Source organism: Mangrovimonas sp. sgz306409, assembly GCF_059735265.1.
In genome coordinates, this window is sequence record NZ_JCAPEU010000001.1 from 625,593 (window position 1) to 645,685 (window position 20,093).

Below are 20,093 nucleotides of genomic sequence, written 5' to 3' on the forward strand. Positions count from 1 at the left end.
AAACTTAACCCTATGTTTTCGGAACAAAAAAAAGGAAGAATGGCAGTAGAAGGAATATCACAGCAAAACACCATTGCTAAAGGCACTACCATCACAGGTGATGTTGTTGGTGAAGGAGACTTCAGAATTGAAGGTACAGTAGAAGGTAATATCAAAACCCCAGGAAAAATTGTTATCGGTAGAACCGGTGTTGTTAATGGTACTTTAAAGAGTGCCAACGCCGATATTGAAGGTAGCTTTTCTGGTAAATTGGTGTTGACTGATACCTTATCGCTAAAATCGTCTGCAGTTGTAGAAGGTGAAGCGGAAGTTGGTAAGTTGGCTGTGGAACCTGGTGCTACGTTTAATGCGACCTGCGCAATGAAAGGTTCTAATAATGGAGAACGAAAAAACACCCAAGAAACCCAAAAATCAGCTTAAGAACCTTGCGGCTTTAAGCGGGGTTGCTTTTCAGATGGGAATTACTATCTATCTGTTTGTCATGTTGGGCAAATGGCTGGATACAAAATACACCGACGGAGGAAAACTGTTTTTAATAGTTGGAACACTGTTGGGGGTGGGGATTTCTTTATATGTCGTGCTAAAGCAAATCAATAAATTAAATGAATAAGGACATTCTGGTAAAATCTACAATACAAATAACAATTGCTTCGGCAATTGTTTTTTTTATACATACCATGTTATTGCGGCAACTGGATTATGAGGTCTTTGCCAATCATATTGTTTTGGCTTATGTGGTGAATGTCCTTTTGGCTCTGGCCATTTTATATGGGCTCTATTTTTTTAGGAAAAAACTTAAAGACCAAATGGGGTTTTTGTTCATGGCGGGAAGTTTATTGAAGTTTGCCGTGTTTTTTATTGTCTTTTATCCAAAATATTCCGTGGACGGACAAATTACCAGAGTGGAATTTGTCACTTTTTTCGTGCCTTATGTAACTTGTTTGGTTACAGAAGCTTTTGGTGTGTTAAAGCTTCTTAAAAATTTGGATTAACCCCTTTTTTTACTTCTTCAAATTAATTCAAAAATATTGTGAAATTTTGTTTTTTGCTTTTGAATGAAAAGCATACCTTTGCACCAATTTTTAGGCCACTATTAATTAAGTGATATGCAAAACGTAATTTCGTTAAAAACAATTTGTTTACTGTTCTTTTTTGTAACCGCATTTTCTTTTGCTAAAGAAGAAGGACATCATGAGGAAGGAAAAGATTTAAAAACGGAGATCAAGGAGTATATTGATCACCACTTGTTGGACTCTCATGATTTTAGTTTGTTCTCCTATACCAATGATGCTGGAGAGCACAAATATGTTGGGTTTCCTCTTCCTGTAATTTTATTTGACAACGGTTTGAAGGTGTTTTCGTCTTCAAAGTTGCATCATGGTGAATCTGTTGCCGAAGTAGGAGGTGAGTATTACAAATTATACCACGGTAAAATTTACAAGACAGATGCTGCAGGAACGATTTCTTATGACGAGCATCACCACGCAACCAATGTAAAACCATTGGATTTCTCTATCACTAAAAACGTATTTACTGTATTTCTTGTTGGGTTGTTGATGTTTTTCGTCTTCGGGAGAATGGCAAAGACTTACAGAAATGGTCAAATGACAAAAGGAATAGGTCGTTTCTTAGAGCCTATCATTATATATGTAAGAGATGAGATTGCAATTCCTAACATTGGGAAAAAGCATTACAAGCGTTACATGAGTTACTTGTTGACCATCTTCTTCTTTATCTGGATCATCAACTTGTTAGGGTTAACACCGCTTGGGGTGAATGTAACTAACAACATTGCGGTAACTTTTGCTTTGGCTTTGATTACCTATTTAATTACAACTTTTTCAGGAAACAAAAATTACTGGAAACACATTTTCTGGATGCCAGGAGTGCCTGTGCCAATGAAAATCATTTTAGCGCCAATTGAATTGTTGGGAACTTTTATCAAGCCGTTTTCATTATTGATTCGTTTGTATGCCAACATCACTGCTGGTCACATTGTATTGATGAGTATCATCGGGTTGATGTTCATCTTCAAAAATTGGGTTGGTAGCACCTTGTCATTTGGTTTGGCATTTGTGTTGTCGTTGTTGGAGTTGTTGGTAGCAGCATTACAAGCGTACATCTTTACAATGTTATCTGCATTGTATTTTGGTTCGGCTGTAGAAGAGCACCATGACCACTAAAATTTGAATGTTTAATTATTTAATATATATACTATGACTATTCCAAACATTGTAGGAGCTGGATTGATCGTTATCGGTGCTGCTTTAGGTATCGGTAGAATCGGTGGACAAGCTATGGACGCTATCGCTCGTCAACCAGAAGCTTCTGGAAAAATCCAAACAGCTATGCTTATTGCTGCTGCCCTTATTGAAGGTATTGGATTTGCTGCTCTTTTCGCGGCATAACAACAAAACTAACAGCTGTAACGGTTGGTTGCAGCTGTTGTTTAATTATTAAAAGAATTAGATTATAACATAAATATAAATGGAGAAGTTAATTAGTGAATTTTCAGTAGGTCTGTTTTTCTGGCAATTGTTATTGTTTGTTGGATTAGTGTTTTTATTAAAGAAGTTTGCTTGGAAACCAATTTTGGATGCGGTTGAGAAGCGTGAAACAGGAATTAAAGACGCCTTATTTGCAGCAGACAATGCCCGTAAGGAAATGGAAAACCTTAAGGCAGACAATGAGCGTATCCTTAACGAAGCTCGTGCTGAGCGTGAAGCTATGTTGAAAGATGCTCGCGACATGAAAACGAAGATGATTAATGATGCCAAAGACGAGGCTCAGGCGCAAGCAACAAAAATTATCGAGCAAGCTCAGGCTGCTATTGAAAGCGAAAAGAAAGCCGCTATGGAAGAGTTGAAAAACCAAGTAGCTGGTTTGTCTATTGAAATCGCAGAAAAAGTGGTGCGTAAGGAATTGTCTAGCAACGACAACCAATTGCAATTGGTAGAGTCTATGTTGGGTGAAGCAACATTAAACTAAGATTACAATGGCAGGAGAAAGAGCAGCAGTACGTTACGCCAAGGCAGCTTTAAGTTTAGCATCAGATAACAACAATGCCGATGCCGTAAACAACGACATGAAATTGATTGCTACTACTATTGCGGGAAGCAAGGACTTAAGCGAAATGCTTCTTAGCCCTGTGGTAAGATCATCGGTGAAAAGAGCTGTATTGTCTGAAGTGTTCAAAAACACCAATGCAATTACAACAAACTTAATAGAGACGTTGATAACCAATAAAAGGATTGCCCTTTTAGAGGTTGTTGCAAATAAGTACACACATTTGTTTGATGTGTTAAAAGGAATTCAAGTTGCCAAGGTAACTACCGCAGTTCCTTTAACCGATACCTTAAAGGTCCAAGTGTTGGCTAAAGTAAAAGAGCTTACCGGTGGTACAGAGGTTGAGGTTCAAAACATCATCGATGAAGATATCATTGGTGGTTTCATTTTACGAGTTGGAGACATGCAGTACAACGCTAGCATTGCCAACAACTTGAACAAACTAAAAAGAGAATTTACATTAAATTAAGATATACTATATCTATTTACAAATAAATAAAGATGGCAGAAGTAAATCCAGCTGAAGTATCAGCAATCTTAAAACAACAACTATCAGGTTTCGAAGCGGGAGCTTCGTTAGACGAAGTAGGAACAGTATTAACTGTGGGTGATGGTATTGTACGTGCTTACGGTCTTTCAAACGCTCAATACGGAGAGTTGGTAGAATTTGAAGGCGGATTGGAAGGTATCGTACTGAACCTTGAAGAAGATAACGTAGGTATTGTATTGTTAGGCCCTTCTAAAGAAATTAAAGAAGGTTCTACTGTAAAGCGTACAGGACGTATCGCATCTATCAATGTAGGTGAAGGTATTGTTGGTCGTGTTGTAGATACATTGGGTAACCCAATCGATGGTAAAGGTGCTATCTCTGGTGAGACATACCAAATGCCATTAGAGCGTAAAGCTCCTGGAGTTATTTACCGTGAGCCTGTAACCGAGCCGTTGCAAACTGGTATCAAGTCTATCGATGCCATGATTCCTGTAGGAAGAGGACAACGTGAGTTGGTAATTGGTGACCGTCAAACTGGTAAAACTACCGTTTGTATTGATGCCATCTTGAATCAAAAAGAATTTTACGATGCAGGAAACCCGGTTTACTGTATTTATGTAGCGGTAGGACAAAAAGCGTCTACTGTTGCCAATATTGCTAAAACATTGGAAGAAAAGGGAGCTTTGGCTTATACTACTATCGTAGCTGCTAACGCATCAGATCCTGCTCCAATGCAAGTGTACGCTCCTATGGCAGGTGCTGCTATTGGTGAGTACTTTAGAGACACTGGTCGTCCTGCATTAATTGTATTTGATGACTTGTCTAAGCAAGCGGTAGCTTACCGTGAGGTGTCATTGTTGTTACGTCGTCCACCAGGACGTGAGGCGTATCCAGGGGACGTATTCTACTTACACTCCCGTTTATTGGAGCGTTCTGCAAAAATCATCAACAACGATGCAATTGCTAAAGAAATGAACGATCTTCCAGAAAGCTTGAAATCTGTAGTAAAAGGAGGAGGATCTTTAACTGCTCTTCCAATTATTGAAACTCAAGCGGGAGACGTTTCTGCATATATCCCTACTAACGTAATCTCTATTACAGACGGACAGATCTTCTTGGATGGTGATTTATTCAACTCTGGGGTACGTCCAGCAATTAACGTAGGTATCTCTGTATCTCGTGTTGGTGGTAACGCTCAGATCAAGTCTATGAAGAAAGTATCTGGTACTCTAAAATTGGATCAAGCTCAGTTCCGTGAATTGGAAGCTTTCGCCAAGTTTGGATCAGACCTTGATGCTGTTACTTTAAATGTAATTGAAAAAGGTAAGCGTAACGTAGAAATCTTGAAGCAAGCACAAAACGATCCATTTACTGTAGAAGATCAAATTGCGATCATCTATGCTGGATCTAAAAACTTGTTGAAAGACGTGCCTGTAGACCAAGTTAAGGTATTTGAAAGAGATTACCTTGAGTTCTTAAGAGCTAAGCACAGTGATGTATTGGCTACTTTGAAAGCAGGTAAATTGACAGACGAAGTTACAGATGTATTGACGGCTGTAGCTAAAGATCTTTCATCAAAATTTAGAGCATAATTAGATTTTAGTATTGAGTAGTGATGTGTACTTCACTACTCAATACTCATACTTTATTCTAGCATAGAATGGCAAACTTAAAAGAAATACGTAACAGAATATCATCGGTGTCTTCAACGATGCAGATTACCAGTGCCATGAAAATGGTATCTGCTGCCAAGTTGAAAAAGGCTCAAGATGCAATTACGGCTATGCGCCCTTATGCAGACAAGTTAACCGAGCTTTTACAAAGCTTGAGTGCTACTTTGGATGCTGATTCAGGAAGTAAGTTTTCTGAACAACGTGAGGTGAACAAAGTCCTTGTGGTGGTGTTGACTTCAAACAGAGGGTTGTGTGGTGCATTCAATTCAAACATCATTAAAACCGTTAATGGTTTGGTAGCTCAAAAATATGCCGGTAAAGATGTGTCTTATTTGGCCATTGGTAAAAAAGCTAATGATGCTTTTAAAAAGACCAATAAAGTAATTGCCAATGAAAGCGATGTTTTTGATGATTTAACCTTTGAAAACGTAGCTCAAATTGCCCAAAACTTAATGGATAAGTTTGTGGCTGGTGAATTTGATAAGATAGAAATTGTCTACAACAGCTTTAAAAATGCTGCAACGCAAATTGTAATTACTGAACAATTTTTGCCAATTGTACCAATGGAATCTGCAGATGCCAATGTAAACTTAGATTACATTTTTGAGCCTTCAAAACTTGAAATCGTGGAGCAATTGATTCCTAAATCTTTGAAAACACAGCTTTACAAAGCTATTAGAGATTCATTTGCAAGTGAGCACGGTGCACGTATGACTGCAATGCACAAGGCTACCGATAACGCGACTGAGTTAAGAGACCAATTGAAATTAACTTATAACAAAGCGCGTCAAGCTGCTATTACCAATGAGATTTTGGAAATTGTTGGTGGAGCAGAAGCTTTGAACAACTAAGCAAATTAGTTTTACATATAAATAGTATTAAAAGCCTCATGTTCGTGGGGCTTTTTTTTTGCGCTATATTTACTTTATGAAACTACCAACCTATCTTCTCACTTTGTCTTTGTTTGCTATCGCCTGTTCTGGCTCTAGAAAAGCTTCTAAACTAGATAAACCTGTCCAAAGTGAATCTCTAAAGCTCTTTTCTGCTAGGTATAATATTGTGGGAAATGAGTATCATATGAAGCTGCGATTTCGTAAGCAATACGATTATCTGGATAGCATCTATTTTAAGGGGCAAATGGTTAGACTCGATACTATCAATTCGGTAAAGCAGCATTATTATTTCAGTACAACAAAACCATATGCGGGGATGTCCATGAAGGATTCTGAAATTGCCGATACCAATTATTATCTATATTTCCCTGTTGAATATCAAGATTCGATTTACGATAATTCCCTAAAATTCTATAGTACATATGAAGAAAAGTTTCATGAGGGTGCTGTAAAGGTGAAATTTGATTCCATTTTTGAGTTGATTATAAACTAGGTTAAAAGCATAGCATATGTTAATCCGTAATATTTTAGTTTTTTTGGTAATTGTTTTCTTTGGATGCTCTGGAAATAAAATGGCTTCTTATGAGATAAGCAAAAAGTCACCTGTTGAAATCATTAGGGCAACATACACTCAAAATGATGATTCTTATAATGTAGAGATTGTACTTAACGATAAAGACAAATTCAAAGTCGATTCTTTGTACTTAAGCACGGGAGCCTTTAAACCAAAAGTTATGCATTTCAATGTGTTTAGTGATGAAGTTAAGAGGTCGTTGGATTCTGTGGCGCAGGCTAGGGGACCTGTGAGCGCTCAACTTGGTTTTGTTAAAACGACATATCCTGACAAACTTTTAAGAACCGTTATTTCTTTGGATATTCAAAAAGGTAGGTTGCATGTGGATGCCAATTATTCCAATCCATTTCAACTTAAGGATCACGAGGTGGTTATTGCTTTAACAAAGCGGAAGTCAATGTACCATGTTAAAACGGAACTTGTGGAATTTACGGAGCACTTAAAGAGCTTTTAAGTTTAATTAGTCGGTCTTTTTAAGGAATTTTAGTCCGTTGTATATCCACTATGAAAACTGTATATTTAGCCGAACAAAATGTAACCCTTGAGCGGACTTAAATCACTTTTTAAACAAACATTTGTCTATGGCATTGCGACGGTTTTGCCTAGAATGTTAAGCTTCATCCTAGTTCCTTTATATACAAGTGAGGGGGTATTATCTTCGGTGGCAGAGTACGGCAAAGTAAACATCATCTTTTCCTATTTCGTACTCTTCAACGTTATTTTGGCCTATGGTATGGAAACGGCTTTTTTCAGGTTTTTCAACAAAGATGAAGACAGGGAAACGGTAACCGGAACCTCTAGCATTACTTTGGTGATATCTTCATTTATGTTTTTTGCTTTGGCTATGCTGTTTCAAAACCAGATAGCCACTTTCATAGATATCGATGTTACCTACATCAATTTGGTGATTTGGATTTTGCTTTTGGATGCATTGGTTATTATTCCATTTGCATGGCTAAGGGCCAACCAAAAACCTATGCGCTATGCGATTATTAAAATTTTGAATGTAGCCATTAATCTTGGGTTGAATGTGTTTTTCCTCTTAGGTTTAAAAGAGCTGGCTGTACGAGGTTCCATATTTGAGGGCATTTACAAGCCTAACTTTGAAATCAATTACATTTTTACAGCCAATTTAATCGCTAGTGGTGTGACCTTGTTGTTTATGCTGCCGTTTTACTTTCGTGTAAAGTTCAACTTCAACAAAGGCTTGTTAAAGCAAATGCTGAAATATGCCTTCCCTGTACTTGTTGCCGGAATTGCATTTTCCATCAACGAAACTTTCGACCGTATTTTATTGGACAAACTGTTGCCAAGTAACATTGCCGAAACGGACATTGGGATGTACTCGGCTTGCTATAAATTGGCCTTGTTCATGACCCTTTTTGCAACCGCATATAGATTGGGAATTGAACCCTTCTTTTTCAGTCATGCCAAAACCGAAAATCCACAGAAAAACTACGCTTTAATTTTGGAGTTTTTCGTTGCCTTGGGATCAATAATTCTGTTGGGAGTTGTGGTCTTTGCCGATGTATTGAAAGTTATTGTTATCAGAAGTGAAGATTATTGGGAAGCCATGTGGATTGTACCCATTATTTTGTTGGCCAATTTCTGTTTGGGGATTTACCATAACCTCTCTGTTTGGTACAAAATAACAGATAGGACCAAATTCGGAGCTTATGTGTCCATTATAGGAGCCGTAATCACCTTAGTGCTTAACTTTGCTCTAATCCCAAGTATGAGTTATAAAGGTTCTGCAATTGCAACCTTATCTGCTTATGCCATAATGATGCTTTTGTCCTATGCCTTCGGAAGAAAGTACTATCCAATTCCGTACAATCTCAAAAAAATTGGCCTGTATATGTCGGTGTCTATTCTGTTTGCATTTGTGTCCTTCTACCGATTTAGAGAAAATTATTTTGTTGGAATTGCGCTGTTAATTGTATTTTTGGGCATTGTGGTTATATCCGAAAAAAATCAAATCAAACAATTTCTTAAAAAATAAATGAGATGCTGAGCTAGTGGCGGCATCCCAACGTATATATTGTAATTATGACTATTAAAATCATCAACAAATCCAGCCATGACTTGCCAAACTACGAAACCATAGCGTCGGCAGGAATGGATTTGCGAGCCAATTTATCAGAACCTCGAACCTTAAAACCTTTGGAGCGTACCATTGTTGGAACCGGTTTGTTTATAGAATTACCGATTGGTTATGAAGCCCAAGTAAGACCAAGAAGTGGTTTGGCGGCCAAAAAGGGAATCACCGTTTTGAATGCACCTGGAACTGTAGATGCCGATTATAGAGGAGAAGTGGGAGTGATTTTGGTGAATCTTTCCAATGAAGAGTTTACCATAGAAAATGGTGAGCGTATCGCCCAGATGGTGATTGCAAAACACGAACGTGCCGAATGGATTCAAGTAGAGACGCTTTCTGAAACAGCTCGTGGAGAAGGTGGTTTTGGAAGTACCGGAACCAAATAAAAATTAATAAAAAGATCCCCGCTTAGGCGGGCAATGCATATGAAAATTATCGTACCAATGGCGGGACGTGGCTCCCGATTAAGACCTCATACATTAACTGTTCCAAAACCTTTGATACCTGTAGCGGGACAGCCTATTGTACATCGCTTGGTTAAGGACATTGCCAAAGTACTTGGAGAACCAATTGAAGAGATTGCCTTTGTATTGGGAGATCCAGCCTTTTTTGGGGATGATGTTGTTGAAAGCTTGACTAAATTGGCTGAGGGCCTTGGGGCTAAAGCATCCATTTATAGACAGGATCAGCCTTTGGGAACTGGCCATGCCATCATGAGTGCAGAACCGTCACTTTCGGGGCCGGCCGTAATTGCCTATGCCGATACTTTGATTCGAGCCAATTTCAATCTAGATCCAGAAGCCGATGCCGTAATTTGGACCAAAAAAGTAGATAATCCTGAAGCTTATGGCGTGGTAAACCTTAATGACAAGGAAGAAATCGTAGAGTTGGTTGAAAAGCCGAAAACTTTTGTAAGCGATCAAGCGGTAATTGGTATTTATTACTTTAAGGATGTGGCTGTTTTGAAACAGAAGCTTCAAGAAGTGTTGGATGAAAACATCATGAATGGAGGCGAATACCAAATCAATGACGGTATCAAGCGTATGATGGCCGAAGGCAAGATATTCAAAACAGGAACGGTAGACGAGTGGATGGATTGTGGAAACAAGGCCGTAACTGTGGAAACCAATGGAAAAATGTTGGAATTTTTAGCTAGTGATGGCGAGGAGCAATTGGTATCCAATTCTGTTATCAATAAAAATTCAACTGTAATCGAACCTTGTTTTATAGGAGAAAATGTGGTGCTCAACAATACAACTGTTGGGCCATACGTTTCTATTGGAAATGATTGTGTACTGGATAATGTAACCGTTAAAAATAGTTTAATTCAGAATGCAACAATCATTAAAAATGCTACCTTAGACGAAGCCATGATTGGAAATCATGTAGTGTATGATGGCAATTTCAAGGCAATTAGCATTGGAGATTATTCCGTGTTGGAATAGCTGCTGAAAGTTTATCAAAAAAATTAAAAAAGGTTTGTTATGAGACTAAAAATCTACAGTTGCCTAGTTGTTTTCGGAATGGCCTTAAGCCTAACCCAAGAGACCTATGCCCAAGTAGATTTTAACAAACGTCCAGACGATGATCTTGGAAATGTAGAGGACGCTTACCAAGAATACTTCTTTGAAGCCCTAAAGCAAAAGGGAATTGAAAACTACCAACGTTCGGTAGAAGCCTTGCAGCAATGTCTTAGAATAAACGATTCCGATGCCGTATTGTATTTTGAACTTGGTAAAAACTACAACAAGCTAAAAAACTTTGGAGCGGCAGAGGATGCACTTAAAAAGGCCATTTCAAAAGAACCAGACAACGAATGGTATTTGGACGAATTGTACGATGTCTACATTCAGCAGAATGAAGTGGACAAAGCCATAAAAACGGTTAAGCAATTGGTGAAATACCATCCTACCTATGGTGATGATTTGGTTGGGCTTTACATTAGAGCCAAAAAGTATAAAAATGCCCTGCAATTACTGGACGAATTGGATAAGGATTATGGCGTTAGTGAGGATCGGGATTATATGCGAAATCAAATCTACAATATTACCGGAGATGATGATGAGCGCATAGAAAATCTTGAGGAACGTCTGGAATCGAATCCGGAGAATGAGGACAACTATTTAAAATTGGTATACCGTTACAGCGAAAGTGGTGAAAAGGAAAAGGCCTTCAAAACAGCCAAAAAGTTGTTGGAAGTCAACCCAAATTCACAATTGGTACACTTGGCACTATATAAATTCTACTTGGATGACAATCAAGTGGACAATGCGGTCAATTCCATGAAAATTGTATTGACCAGTTCCTCTATTAATCCAGATGCCAAGGCTAAAGTTTTAAATGACTTTGTTGGTTTTGTAGGAACACACCCTGAGTACGAAGGCGAATTGTTGGAAGTTGTCACTCTAATTGACAATGATAAAAGCACCAAGACACTAAAGGAACTTGGGCAATATTATCTTAAAACAGACGATAAGGCAAAAGCTTTGACTTATTATGAGCAAGCCTTGAAAGAAGAGCCTAGCAATTACAATTTGATTAAGGATGTACTTTTGTTGCAGTTGGATATGAACCAAAATGAAAAGGCCATTATCAAGAGTAATGAGGCTTTGGAGTTGTATCCGGCGCAACCTATTTTTTATCTTATCAATGGGGTGGCCAATAACAAGATGGGTTATGCCAAACAGGCAATTGAAGTCTTGGAAACAGGTTTGGATTATGTGATTGAAGATCCAAAAATGGAATCCGATTTTTACACCCAATTAAGTGTTGCCTACGGCAAACAAGGGAATGCCCAAAAGGCCCGAAACTTTGCCAAAAAAGCAGAAGCCCTGAAAAATGGGCAGGAGTAATGCCCAATAAACCTAAACTATGATGAAAGTTATCAAACCTCTTGTGTTAGCTGCTGTGTTGAGCCTTGTGGTAGGCTGTAAATCGGCGTTAACGGTAAGCAGTTCGGGAGAACTCAATAAAGAGGTGACGGCGAAACAGCTTATAAAAGAGAATTCAAAACAAGAATTGAAGTTCAAGACTTTTCAGTCTAAAGTAAAGATTGATTATATCGAAGGCACCACCACGCAATCCTACGGTGTCAATTTGCGGATTGAAAAGGACAAAGTGATTTGGATCAATGCCACTTTGGGACTTGCCAGAGTTATGATTACACCCAATGAGGTGAAATATTACGATAAAATCAACAACCAGTTTTTTGATGGCGACTATCGTTTGTTAAGTGAGCTGTTGGGCATAGAATTGGATTTCCAAAAAGTGCAGAACCTTCTGTTGGCGGAACCTATATTCGGTTATAAATCGAATAAATATGTGGCCTCTACACATGAGAATTCATATGTACTCCAACCTGAAGAGCAGAATGCCGTTTTAGAACTGTTCTATTTGTTGAATCCAAAGCACTTTAAAATGGATTCCCAACAGTTATACCAGCCATCAAGACGAAGAATGTTTCAAATAGATTATAAAACCTACCAAGACGTAGATAAACAAATTGTGCCTGAAAAGGTCCATATCAATGCAGTTGAAGGCAATGACGGCGTAACGATAGATTTGGAATATAAATCGGTGACCTTTAATGAAGAATTACGTTTTCCATTCAAAATACCTAAAGGATTTAAAGAGATTGTGATTGATGAGGCTAACTAAACCAACCTACTTACTTTTTATTATTTGTGTGTTCCTTGGGACCACATTTGCCCAAGCACAAAGCGACAAGCAAAAGCAATTGGAGGCTAGACGCCAACAGTTGAAAAAGGAAATGGAGCAACTTAACAGCTTGTTGTTTGCCAACAAAAAGAAAGAAAAGAACGTGATTACTTTGGTTGAGGATTTAAACTATAAAGTGAGCGTGCGTAAAAATTTGATTAAGGTTACTAATGATCAAGCCAATCTGTTGACTCGTGATATCAATGCCAATCAAAAGGAAATTTCGGAGCTTCGTGATCAATTGGAGGAGTTGAAAAAGCAGTATGCTGACATGATCGTGAAGTCCTATAAAAGTAAATCACAATTGAGTCGCGTCATGTTTTTAATGTCTTCTTCCAATTTTAAACAGGCTTACAAACGACTTCAGTACATCAAGCAATATACAGATTACCAAAAGCAGCAAGGAGAGGAAATAAAGGCCAAAACCTTAAAACTGCAGGAGCTCAATACCCAATTGCTTAAACAAAAGGAGGAAAAGCAAAAATTGGTAGAAGAGAATAGAATTGCTAAAAAGGAGTTGGAGGCAGAGCTGAAAGAACATGAAGTGTTGATGGCTTCCATTCGCAGCAACATGAGTAAATACAATGCGGAATTAAAGCAAAAGCAGAAGGAATCTGACAGGATTGACAAGGAAATTGATCGTTTGATTAAGGAGGCTATTGCGGCGTCCAATAAGAAGGCAGGCAAGTCTACAAGTTCATCGTCTTTTGCCTTGACTCCCGAAGCCAAAGCTTTAGCTGCCAGTTTTCAGGCTAATAAAGGTAAGTTGCCTTGGCCTGTAGAACGCGGTATTGTAAAAATGCGTTTTGGAAAACAACCTTCAATTATTGATAAAACTGTTGCTGTAAATAGTAAAGGGGTTATGATTGCGACTGAAAAAGGAGCTAAAGTAAGGGCCGTATTTGAGGGAGAGGTGTCGCAGATTATTGTAATTCCAAATGCTAATCCAGTAGTTATTTTACGACATGGTAATTACATGACGGTGTATAAAAACCTGTCTAAGATTTATGTGAACAAGGGAGATAAGGTAAGTACCAAACAAGACATAGGTGAGGTGTTTACCAATAAAACAACTGGTGAAACCCTTTTATATTTTAGGGTATATAAAGATTCTAAACTGGAAAATCCAGCTTATTGGATCAATAAGCTGTAAGCAATTAGTTTTAAAGATTAAAAAAGGCCCTGTATTAATGATACAGGGCCTTTTTTGATGTTTGTTGTAGCTTAATAAGCATCAATTATTTTAATGGTATTGATTAGGTCTTGCGTGACAATTCTAAGCAATTCTTTGCGGTGCTTTAGTAATTCCTGACCGTTTTGGAAATCTGGAGTCAATTCTGGTTGGCTTACCTTATACACATATTCCCAATCATTGCTCCCCACACTAGGAGGGTTGTTGATTAAGCTCTTGTATTCGTTAAGTTTTGCCGTATAAGAAGTTTCCGCAGTGGCAATATTGCGTTTTAAGTTGTTGGTATAGTTTTCCAACTCACGTTTGTTACCCAATTTGGTCTTTTTCATGGCCAAATTGTAATAGGTATCCAAATCTGATTCCAGTTTGGTAAGGTCGTAGTTGAGACTGTATAATTTGGTATTGTAGCTGTTAAACATCCCTTCAATATCCTTCTCGTTCTTCACCGATTTTTTGATATCGAAAGACAACTGCAACCCATCTGCGGCAGAAGATTCAATTTCATAGGTTCCCAACCAAACAATACTACCGCTGTTAATGTCTATCAATTTTGCATTAAACAAAACCTTCATCCATTTTAGGGAAACAGATTCAGGTAATTGGTTTGGAATGCTACCATAGCTAAGCCCTGCGTGATGACTTACAAATTCCTGTACACTTTCATAATCGGATATGTTAAGCGATTTGCTTTTTGGTTCAAAGGTCAGGTTGATTTGGAAGAGATAATCGGCTTGGTCAGCACCGTTTTGCGCCGCTCTGATCACTTCAGCAATATCTGTCATTTCCTGATTGTCCTTTTCGCGGTTTTTGCCTGGCAACCCACGTTGGCTCACCTTGTCAATTTCAGAAATTACTTCGGTATATTGTTGTGGTGTAATTTTACCGTCGGTCAACTGTTTTTTGTATTCCTGTTTAACTACATCGTATTCGCCATTTTCAAGGAGTTTTTCAGACCAATCTGAAAACCACCAAGGGCGTTCGTTGGCGCGGTCGCGTAAGTCTCTTAATTTGGCCTCAAATTTAGAGCGGTCCAAAACGTTGAATCCTTGACGCAATAGGGCTTGTTCAATAGCGCGTTCCGCTTGGTTATAGTAACCGTCGGTATTAAAATCGTTGGTATTGATATTATCTGTAGTAACGTCTTTTTGCTCGTTGGTTTGTGGTACAGCAATAATTACAGAGGGAGCTTTACCATTTTTATTCTTTTGGGCTCCTGGATTGTTGTAATAATCTTCAGATTTTACCGGATATTCTTTTTTCAGGTCAACGTTAAGCACAAGTTCTTTGGTGTCTGGCACTTGGTTGACTTCTGCATTATCATAACTTGGGATGTGTTCTAATTGAGGTTTGGTAGTGTAGAAAGGTTCAAAGGTTTTTTTTCCACAACTGGAAAGCACCAGCAATAAGGAACAATAGAGTAAAGTGTTTTGTTTCATGTTGGTATAGTTTTTAGAAGTTGGCCAAACATATAAAAAATACCTTACAGACTGTAGAAATATCTGTATTTCAACAAGTTTTATCGATAAACTGTAAAAGACTCATTTTGTGGCCTTAATTTAATTTTTAAAAAGGCTTAAACTAAGTGAAAATGCAGGGTATAGGGATATAATTCCAATCCGGCAATAAGAGAAGGAAAAGTGGGAACTACTATCGGAAGGAAAAGAAATTATTCCTCGAAAAGTGCTTTTAGCTCTGTAGCATCTTTCGGTTTCATCTTTTTTGCAAGCACCAAACTCAATTGCTTTCTGCGTAAAGCAGCGGCATAGCGCTCTTTTTCAAGATCGGTTTCAGGGGTTACCTGAGGCACTTTTACAGGCCTTCCAGTTTCGTCAACGGCAACAAAGGTGTAAATGGCCTCGTTGGCTTTGGTACGTTCGCCAGATTCGCGATCTTCAATCCAAACGTCTATAAACACTTCCATAGAGCTTGTAAAAGCTCTGGATACGTTAGCTTCAACGGTTACTACACTTCCTAAAGGAATCGCTCTATTAAAGGCTACATGGTTTACGGAAGCCGTTACTACAATTCTTCGGGAGTGGCGTCTGGCAGAAATACTGGCAGCACGATCCATTCTAGCCAATAGTTCGCCTCCAAAAAGATTGTTCAAAGGGTTGGTTTCACTAGGTAAAACCAAATCGGTCATAACGGTTCTTGTAGAGCTAGGTGTTTTTGCTTCCATGGGTTTTGTTTACAGTGGTGCAAAGGTAAAGCGATTTTGGGCAATCACCCAAAAATTGGATGAATTATCCTAAAACCATTGCATACAACAATACACTCTGAAAATCAGAATTAAATAATTAAAATCGAAATGGGTGTAAATGAAACTAAGGGATTAGTCCAATTGTTTTACCAACAACCAAGCATCTTGACTGTGTTCGCTCTTAATTTTTTGCAACATTTGTAGGGCTTCCAAACGATTGTTGAAGCTAGCATACACTACTTCATGAAGACCGTACTTGTTAACACCAATTTTACGAGCGTTGTAACCCAAGCCTTGCAATTGCTCAACTTTTTTGTCTGAGTTAGCTTCAACTCTAAAAGCTCCTGCAACAATGTGGTAATTCCCAGATTGCTTGGCGACATTTAAAGTTACAGATGGTAGTGGATTGTCAATAACAAAAGTGGCTTCCTGTACTTTGTGATCCAATTGTTCGTTAGCTTGCTCTTGAGCTAATTGATTGTGTGTTTCTACATCCTTCATGTAGTAGTTGGATATAGCAAAACTTCCCACAGTCAAGGCAATAAGGGCTACAGCTGCATAACGCAAATATGGTCTTGCCTTGCGCGTTTCAGGAGTCACCGTAATAGGGACTACCTTTTCAAGGGCTTCAACCTCTTCTTTATATACTTCTCTAGTAATACTAGTAGAATTGAATTGAGACAAGCCAAAGGCATCTGTTAAATAGTTTACGTGGAATGAAGGGTCGAATACAATTTTACCTTCAGAATTCAACACCAAATCCCCAATGTTGTGGAAGGTTAAAGTTTCACCTTGTACCAAATAGGATTTAATGGATTTTACATGTTTGCTCAATTTTTGAGCCGCAACCTCATAAGGGATTTTTTCAACCTCAGAGATGTAATTGGCAAGCAAACCATCGTTGCTTTGCAATTGCTCGTTGAAAGACAATACTTTTTTAGGAGGGAAAAACGCATTGGTATCTGCATCGATCTTGGCAGAAACGCGGTTTGTTAAAAAGGCTCCAAATTCAGGGATGATCACGCAGTCATACCTGTAAAGTAAATCGCTTATGTAGGTTTCTATATGCATAAAAACAAAGTTATAAATTTTTTAAGACGAATAAAAAATGACCTTAAGTATTTATTAACAGCCTAAAATTGCCGTACTTTAAGTTTACAATCAGGAAATTATAGTATGACAGACGACCAATTGCTCTATACTTTGGCCTTACAGCATATTCCGAAAATAGGGGATATCACGGCGAAAAAATTGATTCAGCACTGCGGAACTGCCGAAATGGTGCTCAAGGAGAAGCCCGAAAAATTGCTCCTGATTGATGGGGTTGGAAAACTTACTATAGATGATTTTAAGAATCCCAAATATGTAAAGGAGGCCGAGGCAGAAATGCAATTTATAAAGGACAATGGTATTGCTTGTTTGTATTTTATGAACGACGATTATCCTGATAAATTGAAGCATTGTATAGATGGGCCAGTGCTTATGTTTCAGGTTGGGAATATCGATCTTAAGGATCGGCATATTATTAGCATTGTAGGTGCGAGAAAAATCACTAATCATGGTGTAGCTTTTTGCGAACGCTTGGTAGAAGAGTTGGCAGTTTTCAATCCAGTGATTGTTTCTGGTTTTGCCTATGGTACTGATATTACTGCACAAAAGGCGGCCATGAACCATAATTTACCGACTATTGGCTGTTTGGCTCATGGTCTCAATCAAATATATCCCAAAACCCATAAACGTTATATGGCAAGTGTTGAGAGTAATGGTGGGTTCTTCACCGATTTTTGGAGTACGGATGCTTTTGACAGGACCAACTTTTTAAAACGCAACCGAATCATAGCGGGCCTAAGTGAGGCAACGATTGTAATTGAGTCAGCCGAAACAGGAGGGAGCTTGGTAACCGCCGATATTGCCAATTCTTATAATCGAGAAGTGTTTGCCGTCCCTGGGCGTCCAACGGATCTACAGAGTGTGGGGTGTAATAATCTAATCAAACAGCAAAAGGCGCATTTACTCTCTACGCCTATGGATGTGCCCTATATTTTAAACTGGTCCATAGAGCAAAAGCCAGCTGTTGTTCAAAAACAGTTGTTTGTGGAATTGGATGAAGATGAAAAAAAAGTGTTTAACTATTTGAAGGAGCATGACAAACAGTTGTTGGATAGCATTGCTTTAGCCTGCCAGCTTCCAATCTTTAAAATAGCGGGAATTCTCTTAAATATGGAATTGAAAGGGGTGGTAAGGCCACTTCCGGGGAAATTATTTGAAGTTGTTTGAGTTGTGTTCATTAGAAATGAAACTAAACAAAAAGCCTCCATTTTAAGTGGAGGCTTTTTGTTTATAAGTGTTTTTGGAATTAATATCCAGCCTTTTCTCTTACACGTTTTAAGACATCATTAGCTACCAATTTAGCTTTTTCGGCACCAAGGGCCAATGCTTTGTCAAGTTCTTCCAAGTTGTTCATATAGTACTGATACTTTTCTCTTGGTTCGGCAAATCTTTCAACGATGAGTTCAAACAGGGCTTGTTTGGCATGTCCGTAGCCATAATTGCCGTTTTCATAGTTGGCTTTCATGGTTGCTATTTGAGCGTCATCTGCCAACAGACTATAAATGGCGAAACAATTACAAGTGGACCAATCCTTAGGCTCTTCCAATGGGGTGCTATCGGTTTTGATGCCCATAATTTGCTTACGAAGCTTTTTATCCGTTTCAAAAATATTGATAAAGTTGTTGCGGGACTTGCTCATTTTCTCTCCATCGGTCCCTGGAATAAGCATAGTGTTCTCCTGGATTTTTCCTTCTGGTAACACAAAAACGTCTCCCATTTTTGCATGAAAACGGGAAGCGACATCTCTTGTCATTTCAATATGTTGCAATTGGTCTTTTCCTACCGGAATAATTTCTGCATCATACAACAAAATGTCAGCAGCCATTAACATAGGATACGTAAACAAACCGGCATTGACATCCTCCAAACGGTCTGCCTTGTCCTTAAAACTATGCGCTAAAGTAAGTCGTTGGTATGGGAAAAAGCAGCTTAGGTACCATGATAATTCAGTGGTTTGTGGGATATCGCTTTGTCTGTAAAAAACCGTTTTTTCAATGTCCAAGCCAAAGGCAAGCCAAGTTGCAGCTACAGAATAGGTGTTGTATCGCAACTCTTCGGCATCTTTAATCTGTGTTAAGGTGTGAAGGTTGGCGATAAACAAAAACGAATCGTTTGCTTCGTCTTTAGACATTTCTATGGCCGGTAAAATAGCGCCCAAAATGTTCCCTAAATGAGGGGTTCCTGTACTCTGTATTCCTGTAAGTATTCTTGCCATGTGTAGTTTCCCTGAAATGGAAATTATTTAAAATTCGACTTTTCTTTTTTGGAAGAACAAAGGTACTTTTTTTACTACAATAGCTCAATAAATTTGACTAGTTTTGGTCGCAATGAAGATATTCAAATATATATTTTGGCTGTTATACCGCATTTGGTTTTATATTTTGGTTGCGGTTCCTATTATAGTTTTATTTCCGTTTTTGATCATTTCCATTCTTAAAGAAAGCTGGTATCCTTTTTTCTTTAGGCTGGCGCGAATATGGGCTAGGTTCATTTTAATTGGGATGGGCTTTAGGGTGAAAATTGAACGGGAAACAGTTCCCGAAAGGAACGAGAGCTATATGTTTGTGGCCAACCATACATCGATGACGGATATTATGTTGATGCTCCTAAGTGTTAAGAATCCGTTTGTGTTTGTGGGGAAACAGGAACTGGCAAAAATCCCGTTGTTTGGATTTTTCTATAAGCGTACTTGTATTTTGGTAGATCGCAGTTCTGAAAAAAGTAGAAAGGCGGTTTTTTTAAGAGCTCAAAAACGGTTGAAGCAGGGATTGAGTATTTGTATTTTTCCTGAAGGAGGCGTACCTGATGAGTCCATTGTGTTGGATGAATTTAAGGACGGAGCCTTCCGATTGGCTATCAACCATCAAATTCCTGTGGTTCCTTTAACCTTTGCGGATAACAAAAGGCGATTTTCCTATACTTTTTTTAGTGGTAGTCCGGGAAAGATGAGAGCGAAAGTGCATAAGTTTATCCCCACCGAGGGATTGACCATTGCCGATACAAAAACCGTGAATGCAAAAACTAAGGCGGTTATTCTACAACAATTAACCGAATTCCATAACACATGAAAGCTGCCCTTT

23 protein-coding genes are annotated in these 20,093 nt (G+C 38.5%); 19 read left to right on the plus strand and 4 right to left on the minus strand.

Going from position 1 to position 20,093, the window contains the following annotated elements:
* Nucleotides 1-39 precede the first annotated feature (39 nt).
* The 17 genes from AC6I5C_RS02755 to AC6I5C_RS02835 all read left to right on the plus strand — a co-directional run bounded on the left by AC6I5C_RS02755 (nucleotide 40) and on the right by AC6I5C_RS02835 (nucleotide 13,664).
* Nucleotides 40-420 (plus strand): bactofilin family protein, encoded by a 381-nt coding sequence (locus tag AC6I5C_RS02755; RefSeq protein WP_497903838.1) that lies wholly within the window; start codon nucleotides 40-42, stop codon nucleotides 418-420.
* On the plus strand, nucleotides 377-610 hold the full coding sequence (locus AC6I5C_RS02760; RefSeq protein WP_076662596.1) for an AtpZ/AtpI family protein: 234 nt from the start codon (nucleotides 377-379) through the stop codon (nucleotides 608-610). Before AC6I5C_RS02755 ends, AC6I5C_RS02760 begins: the two co-directional genes overlap by 44 nt.
* Nucleotides 603-992, plus strand: coding sequence for a DUF6168 family protein (locus tag AC6I5C_RS02765; protein ID WP_497903839.1), 390 nt, complete (start codon nucleotides 603-605; stop codon nucleotides 990-992). Before AC6I5C_RS02760 ends, AC6I5C_RS02765 begins: the two co-directional genes overlap by 8 nt.
* 114 nt (nucleotides 993-1,106) lie before the next feature.
* Nucleotides 1,107-2,183: a F0F1 ATP synthase subunit A gene (gene atpB, locus AC6I5C_RS02770; RefSeq protein ID WP_497903840.1), complete on the plus strand. Its 1,077-nt coding sequence runs from the start codon at nucleotides 1,107-1,109 to the stop codon at nucleotides 2,181-2,183.
* A 33-nt stretch (nucleotides 2,184-2,216) separates the two neighbouring features.
* Complete coding sequence (gene atpE, locus AC6I5C_RS02775; protein ID WP_053976481.1) at nucleotides 2,217-2,408, plus strand: ATP synthase F0 subunit C; 192 nt, start codon at nucleotides 2,217-2,219, stop codon at nucleotides 2,406-2,408.
* 79 nt (nucleotides 2,409-2,487) lie between these two features.
* A complete protein-coding gene (locus tag AC6I5C_RS02780; protein ID WP_053976480.1) occupies nucleotides 2,488-2,988 on the plus strand; it encodes a F0F1 ATP synthase subunit B in 501 nt (166 codons plus the stop codon).
* A gap of 7 nt (nucleotides 2,989-2,995) precedes the next feature.
* On the plus strand, nucleotides 2,996-3,535 hold the full coding sequence (atpH, locus tag AC6I5C_RS02785) for an ATP synthase F1 subunit delta (RefSeq protein WP_497903841.1): 540 nt from the start codon (nucleotides 2,996-2,998) through the stop codon (nucleotides 3,533-3,535).
* A gap of 32 nt (nucleotides 3,536-3,567) precedes the next feature.
* Nucleotides 3,568-5,148 carry a F0F1 ATP synthase subunit alpha gene (gene atpA / locus AC6I5C_RS02790; protein WP_497903842.1) on the plus strand — a complete coding sequence of 527 codons (1,581 nt, stop codon included), beginning with the start codon at nucleotides 3,568-3,570 and terminating at the stop codon, nucleotides 5,146-5,148.
* Between the two features lie 68 nt (nucleotides 5,149-5,216).
* A complete protein-coding gene (gene atpG / locus AC6I5C_RS02795) occupies nucleotides 5,217-6,080 on the plus strand; it encodes an ATP synthase F1 subunit gamma (RefSeq protein WP_053976477.1) in 864 nt (287 codons plus the stop codon).
* 76 nt (nucleotides 6,081-6,156) lie between these two features.
* Entirely contained in the window at nucleotides 6,157-6,615 is a 459-nt protein-coding gene (locus AC6I5C_RS02800; protein WP_497903843.1) for a hypothetical protein, read from the plus strand.
* A gap of 16 nt (nucleotides 6,616-6,631) precedes the next feature.
* The gene (locus AC6I5C_RS02805; protein WP_497903844.1) at nucleotides 6,632-7,150 is read left to right on the plus strand and encodes a hypothetical protein; all 519 of its coding nucleotides are present in this window, start codon (nucleotides 6,632-6,634) and stop codon (nucleotides 7,148-7,150) included.
* Nucleotides 7,151-7,237: 87 nt separating this feature from the next.
* Nucleotides 7,238-8,698, plus strand: coding sequence for an oligosaccharide flippase family protein (locus AC6I5C_RS02810; protein WP_497903845.1), 1,461 nt, complete (start codon nucleotides 7,238-7,240; stop codon nucleotides 8,696-8,698).
* Between the two features lie 47 nt (nucleotides 8,699-8,745).
* The gene (gene dut / locus AC6I5C_RS02815; protein ID WP_497903846.1) at nucleotides 8,746-9,180 is read left to right on the plus strand and encodes a dUTP diphosphatase; all 435 of its coding nucleotides are present in this window, start codon (nucleotides 8,746-8,748) and stop codon (nucleotides 9,178-9,180) included.
* A 39-nt stretch (nucleotides 9,181-9,219) separates the two neighbouring features.
* Nucleotides 9,220-10,239, plus strand: a complete 1,020-nt coding sequence (locus AC6I5C_RS02820; RefSeq protein WP_497903847.1) for a sugar phosphate nucleotidyltransferase — start codon at nucleotides 9,220-9,222, stop codon at nucleotides 10,237-10,239.
* A gap of 39 nt (nucleotides 10,240-10,278) precedes the next feature.
* Entirely contained in the window at nucleotides 10,279-11,646 is a 1,368-nt protein-coding gene (locus AC6I5C_RS02825) for a tetratricopeptide repeat protein (protein WP_497903848.1), read from the plus strand.
* A 19-nt stretch (nucleotides 11,647-11,665) separates the two neighbouring features.
* On the plus strand, nucleotides 11,666-12,451 hold the full coding sequence (gene lolB1, locus AC6I5C_RS02830) for a lipoprotein insertase outer membrane protein LolB1 (RefSeq protein WP_497903849.1): 786 nt from the start codon (nucleotides 11,666-11,668) through the stop codon (nucleotides 12,449-12,451).
* A complete protein-coding gene (locus tag AC6I5C_RS02835; protein WP_497903850.1) occupies nucleotides 12,438-13,664 on the plus strand; it encodes a murein hydrolase activator EnvC family protein in 1,227 nt (408 codons plus the stop codon). Before lolB1 ends, AC6I5C_RS02835 begins: the two co-directional genes overlap by 14 nt.
* A 71-nt stretch (nucleotides 13,665-13,735) precedes the next feature.
* Here AC6I5C_RS02835 and AC6I5C_RS02840 read toward each other — a convergent pair whose 3' ends face one another.
* The 3 genes from AC6I5C_RS02840 to AC6I5C_RS02850 all read right to left on the minus strand — a co-directional run bounded on the left by AC6I5C_RS02840 (nucleotide 13,736) and on the right by AC6I5C_RS02850 (nucleotide 16,974).
* The gene (locus AC6I5C_RS02840; protein WP_497903851.1) at nucleotides 13,736-15,139 is read right to left on the minus strand and encodes a hypothetical protein; all 1,404 of its coding nucleotides are present in this window, start codon (nucleotides 15,137-15,139) and stop codon (nucleotides 13,736-13,738) included.
* A 230-nt stretch (nucleotides 15,140-15,369) separates the two neighbouring features.
* Complete coding sequence (locus AC6I5C_RS02845; protein WP_053976467.1) at nucleotides 15,370-15,882, minus strand: acyl-CoA thioesterase; 513 nt, start codon at nucleotides 15,880-15,882, stop codon at nucleotides 15,370-15,372.
* 153 nt (nucleotides 15,883-16,035) lie between these two features.
* Complete coding sequence (locus AC6I5C_RS02850) at nucleotides 16,036-16,974, minus strand: HU domain-containing protein (RefSeq protein ID WP_497903852.1); 939 nt, start codon at nucleotides 16,972-16,974, stop codon at nucleotides 16,036-16,038.
* Nucleotides 16,975-17,079: 105 nt separating this feature from the next.
* Here AC6I5C_RS02850 and dprA point away from each other — a divergent pair, with 105 nt between their 5' ends.
* The gene (gene dprA / locus AC6I5C_RS02855) at nucleotides 17,080-18,180 is read left to right on the plus strand and encodes a DNA-processing protein DprA (RefSeq protein WP_497903853.1); all 1,101 of its coding nucleotides are present in this window, start codon (nucleotides 17,080-17,082) and stop codon (nucleotides 18,178-18,180) included.
* A 79-nt stretch (nucleotides 18,181-18,259) separates the two neighbouring features.
* On the opposite strand, the gene trpS is transcribed toward dprA, so the two are convergent.
* Nucleotides 18,260-19,228: a tryptophan--tRNA ligase gene (gene trpS / locus AC6I5C_RS02860; RefSeq protein ID WP_497903854.1), complete on the minus strand. Its 969-nt coding sequence runs from the start codon at nucleotides 19,226-19,228 to the stop codon at nucleotides 18,260-18,262.
* 112 nt (nucleotides 19,229-19,340) lie between these two features.
* Between trpS and AC6I5C_RS02865 the strand changes: the two genes are divergently transcribed.
* Nucleotides 19,341-20,081, plus strand: coding sequence for a lysophospholipid acyltransferase family protein (locus AC6I5C_RS02865; RefSeq protein WP_497903855.1), 741 nt, complete (start codon nucleotides 19,341-19,343; stop codon nucleotides 20,079-20,081).
* Nucleotides 20,082-20,093: the final 12 nt, after the last annotated feature.

Coding starts and splice junctions, on each gene's coding strand:
- AC6I5C_RS02755 (WP_497903838.1), top strand. CDS start 40: ATGGCAGTAGAAGGAATATCACAGCAAAACACCATTGCTAAAGGCACT.
- AC6I5C_RS02760 (WP_076662596.1), top strand. CDS start 377: ATGGAGAACGAAAAAACACCCAAGAAACCCAAAAATCAGCTTAAGAAC.
- AC6I5C_RS02765 (WP_497903839.1), top strand. CDS start 603: ATGAATAAGGACATTCTGGTAAAATCTACAATACAAATAACAATTGCT.
- atpB (WP_497903840.1), top strand. CDS start 1,107: ATGCAAAACGTAATTTCGTTAAAAACAATTTGTTTACTGTTCTTTTTT.
- atpE (WP_053976481.1), top strand. CDS start 2,217: ATGACTATTCCAAACATTGTAGGAGCTGGATTGATCGTTATCGGTGCT.
- AC6I5C_RS02780 (WP_053976480.1), top strand. CDS start 2,488: ATGGAGAAGTTAATTAGTGAATTTTCAGTAGGTCTGTTTTTCTGGCAA.
- atpH (WP_497903841.1), top strand. CDS start 2,996: ATGGCAGGAGAAAGAGCAGCAGTACGTTACGCCAAGGCAGCTTTAAGT.
- atpA (WP_497903842.1), top strand. CDS start 3,568: ATGGCAGAAGTAAATCCAGCTGAAGTATCAGCAATCTTAAAACAACAA.
- atpG (WP_053976477.1), top strand. CDS start 5,217: ATGGCAAACTTAAAAGAAATACGTAACAGAATATCATCGGTGTCTTCA.
- AC6I5C_RS02800 (WP_497903843.1), top strand. CDS start 6,157: ATGAAACTACCAACCTATCTTCTCACTTTGTCTTTGTTTGCTATCGCC.
- AC6I5C_RS02805 (WP_497903844.1), top strand. CDS start 6,632: ATGTTAATCCGTAATATTTTAGTTTTTTTGGTAATTGTTTTCTTTGGA.
- dut (WP_497903846.1), top strand. CDS start 8,746: ATGACTATTAAAATCATCAACAAATCCAGCCATGACTTGCCAAACTAC.
- AC6I5C_RS02820 (WP_497903847.1), top strand. CDS start 9,220: ATGAAAATTATCGTACCAATGGCGGGACGTGGCTCCCGATTAAGACCT.
- AC6I5C_RS02825 (WP_497903848.1), top strand. CDS start 10,279: ATGAGACTAAAAATCTACAGTTGCCTAGTTGTTTTCGGAATGGCCTTA.
- lolB1 (WP_497903849.1), top strand. CDS start 11,666: ATGATGAAAGTTATCAAACCTCTTGTGTTAGCTGCTGTGTTGAGCCTT.
- AC6I5C_RS02835 (WP_497903850.1), top strand. CDS start 12,438: ATGAGGCTAACTAAACCAACCTACTTACTTTTTATTATTTGTGTGTTC.
- AC6I5C_RS02840 (WP_497903851.1), bottom strand. CDS start 15,139: ATGAAACAAAACACTTTACTCTATTGTTCCTTATTGCTGGTGCTTTCC.
- AC6I5C_RS02845 (WP_053976467.1), bottom strand. CDS start 15,882: ATGGAAGCAAAAACACCTAGCTCTACAAGAACCGTTATGACCGATTTG.
- AC6I5C_RS02850 (WP_497903852.1), bottom strand. CDS start 16,974: ATGCATATAGAAACCTACATAAGCGATTTACTTTACAGGTATGACTGC.
- dprA (WP_497903853.1), top strand. CDS start 17,080: ATGACAGACGACCAATTGCTCTATACTTTGGCCTTACAGCATATTCCG.
- trpS (WP_497903854.1), bottom strand. CDS start 19,228: ATGGCAAGAATACTTACAGGAATACAGAGTACAGGAACCCCTCATTTA.
- AC6I5C_RS02865 (WP_497903855.1), top strand. CDS start 19,341: ATGAAGATATTCAAATATATATTTTGGCTGTTATACCGCATTTGGTTT.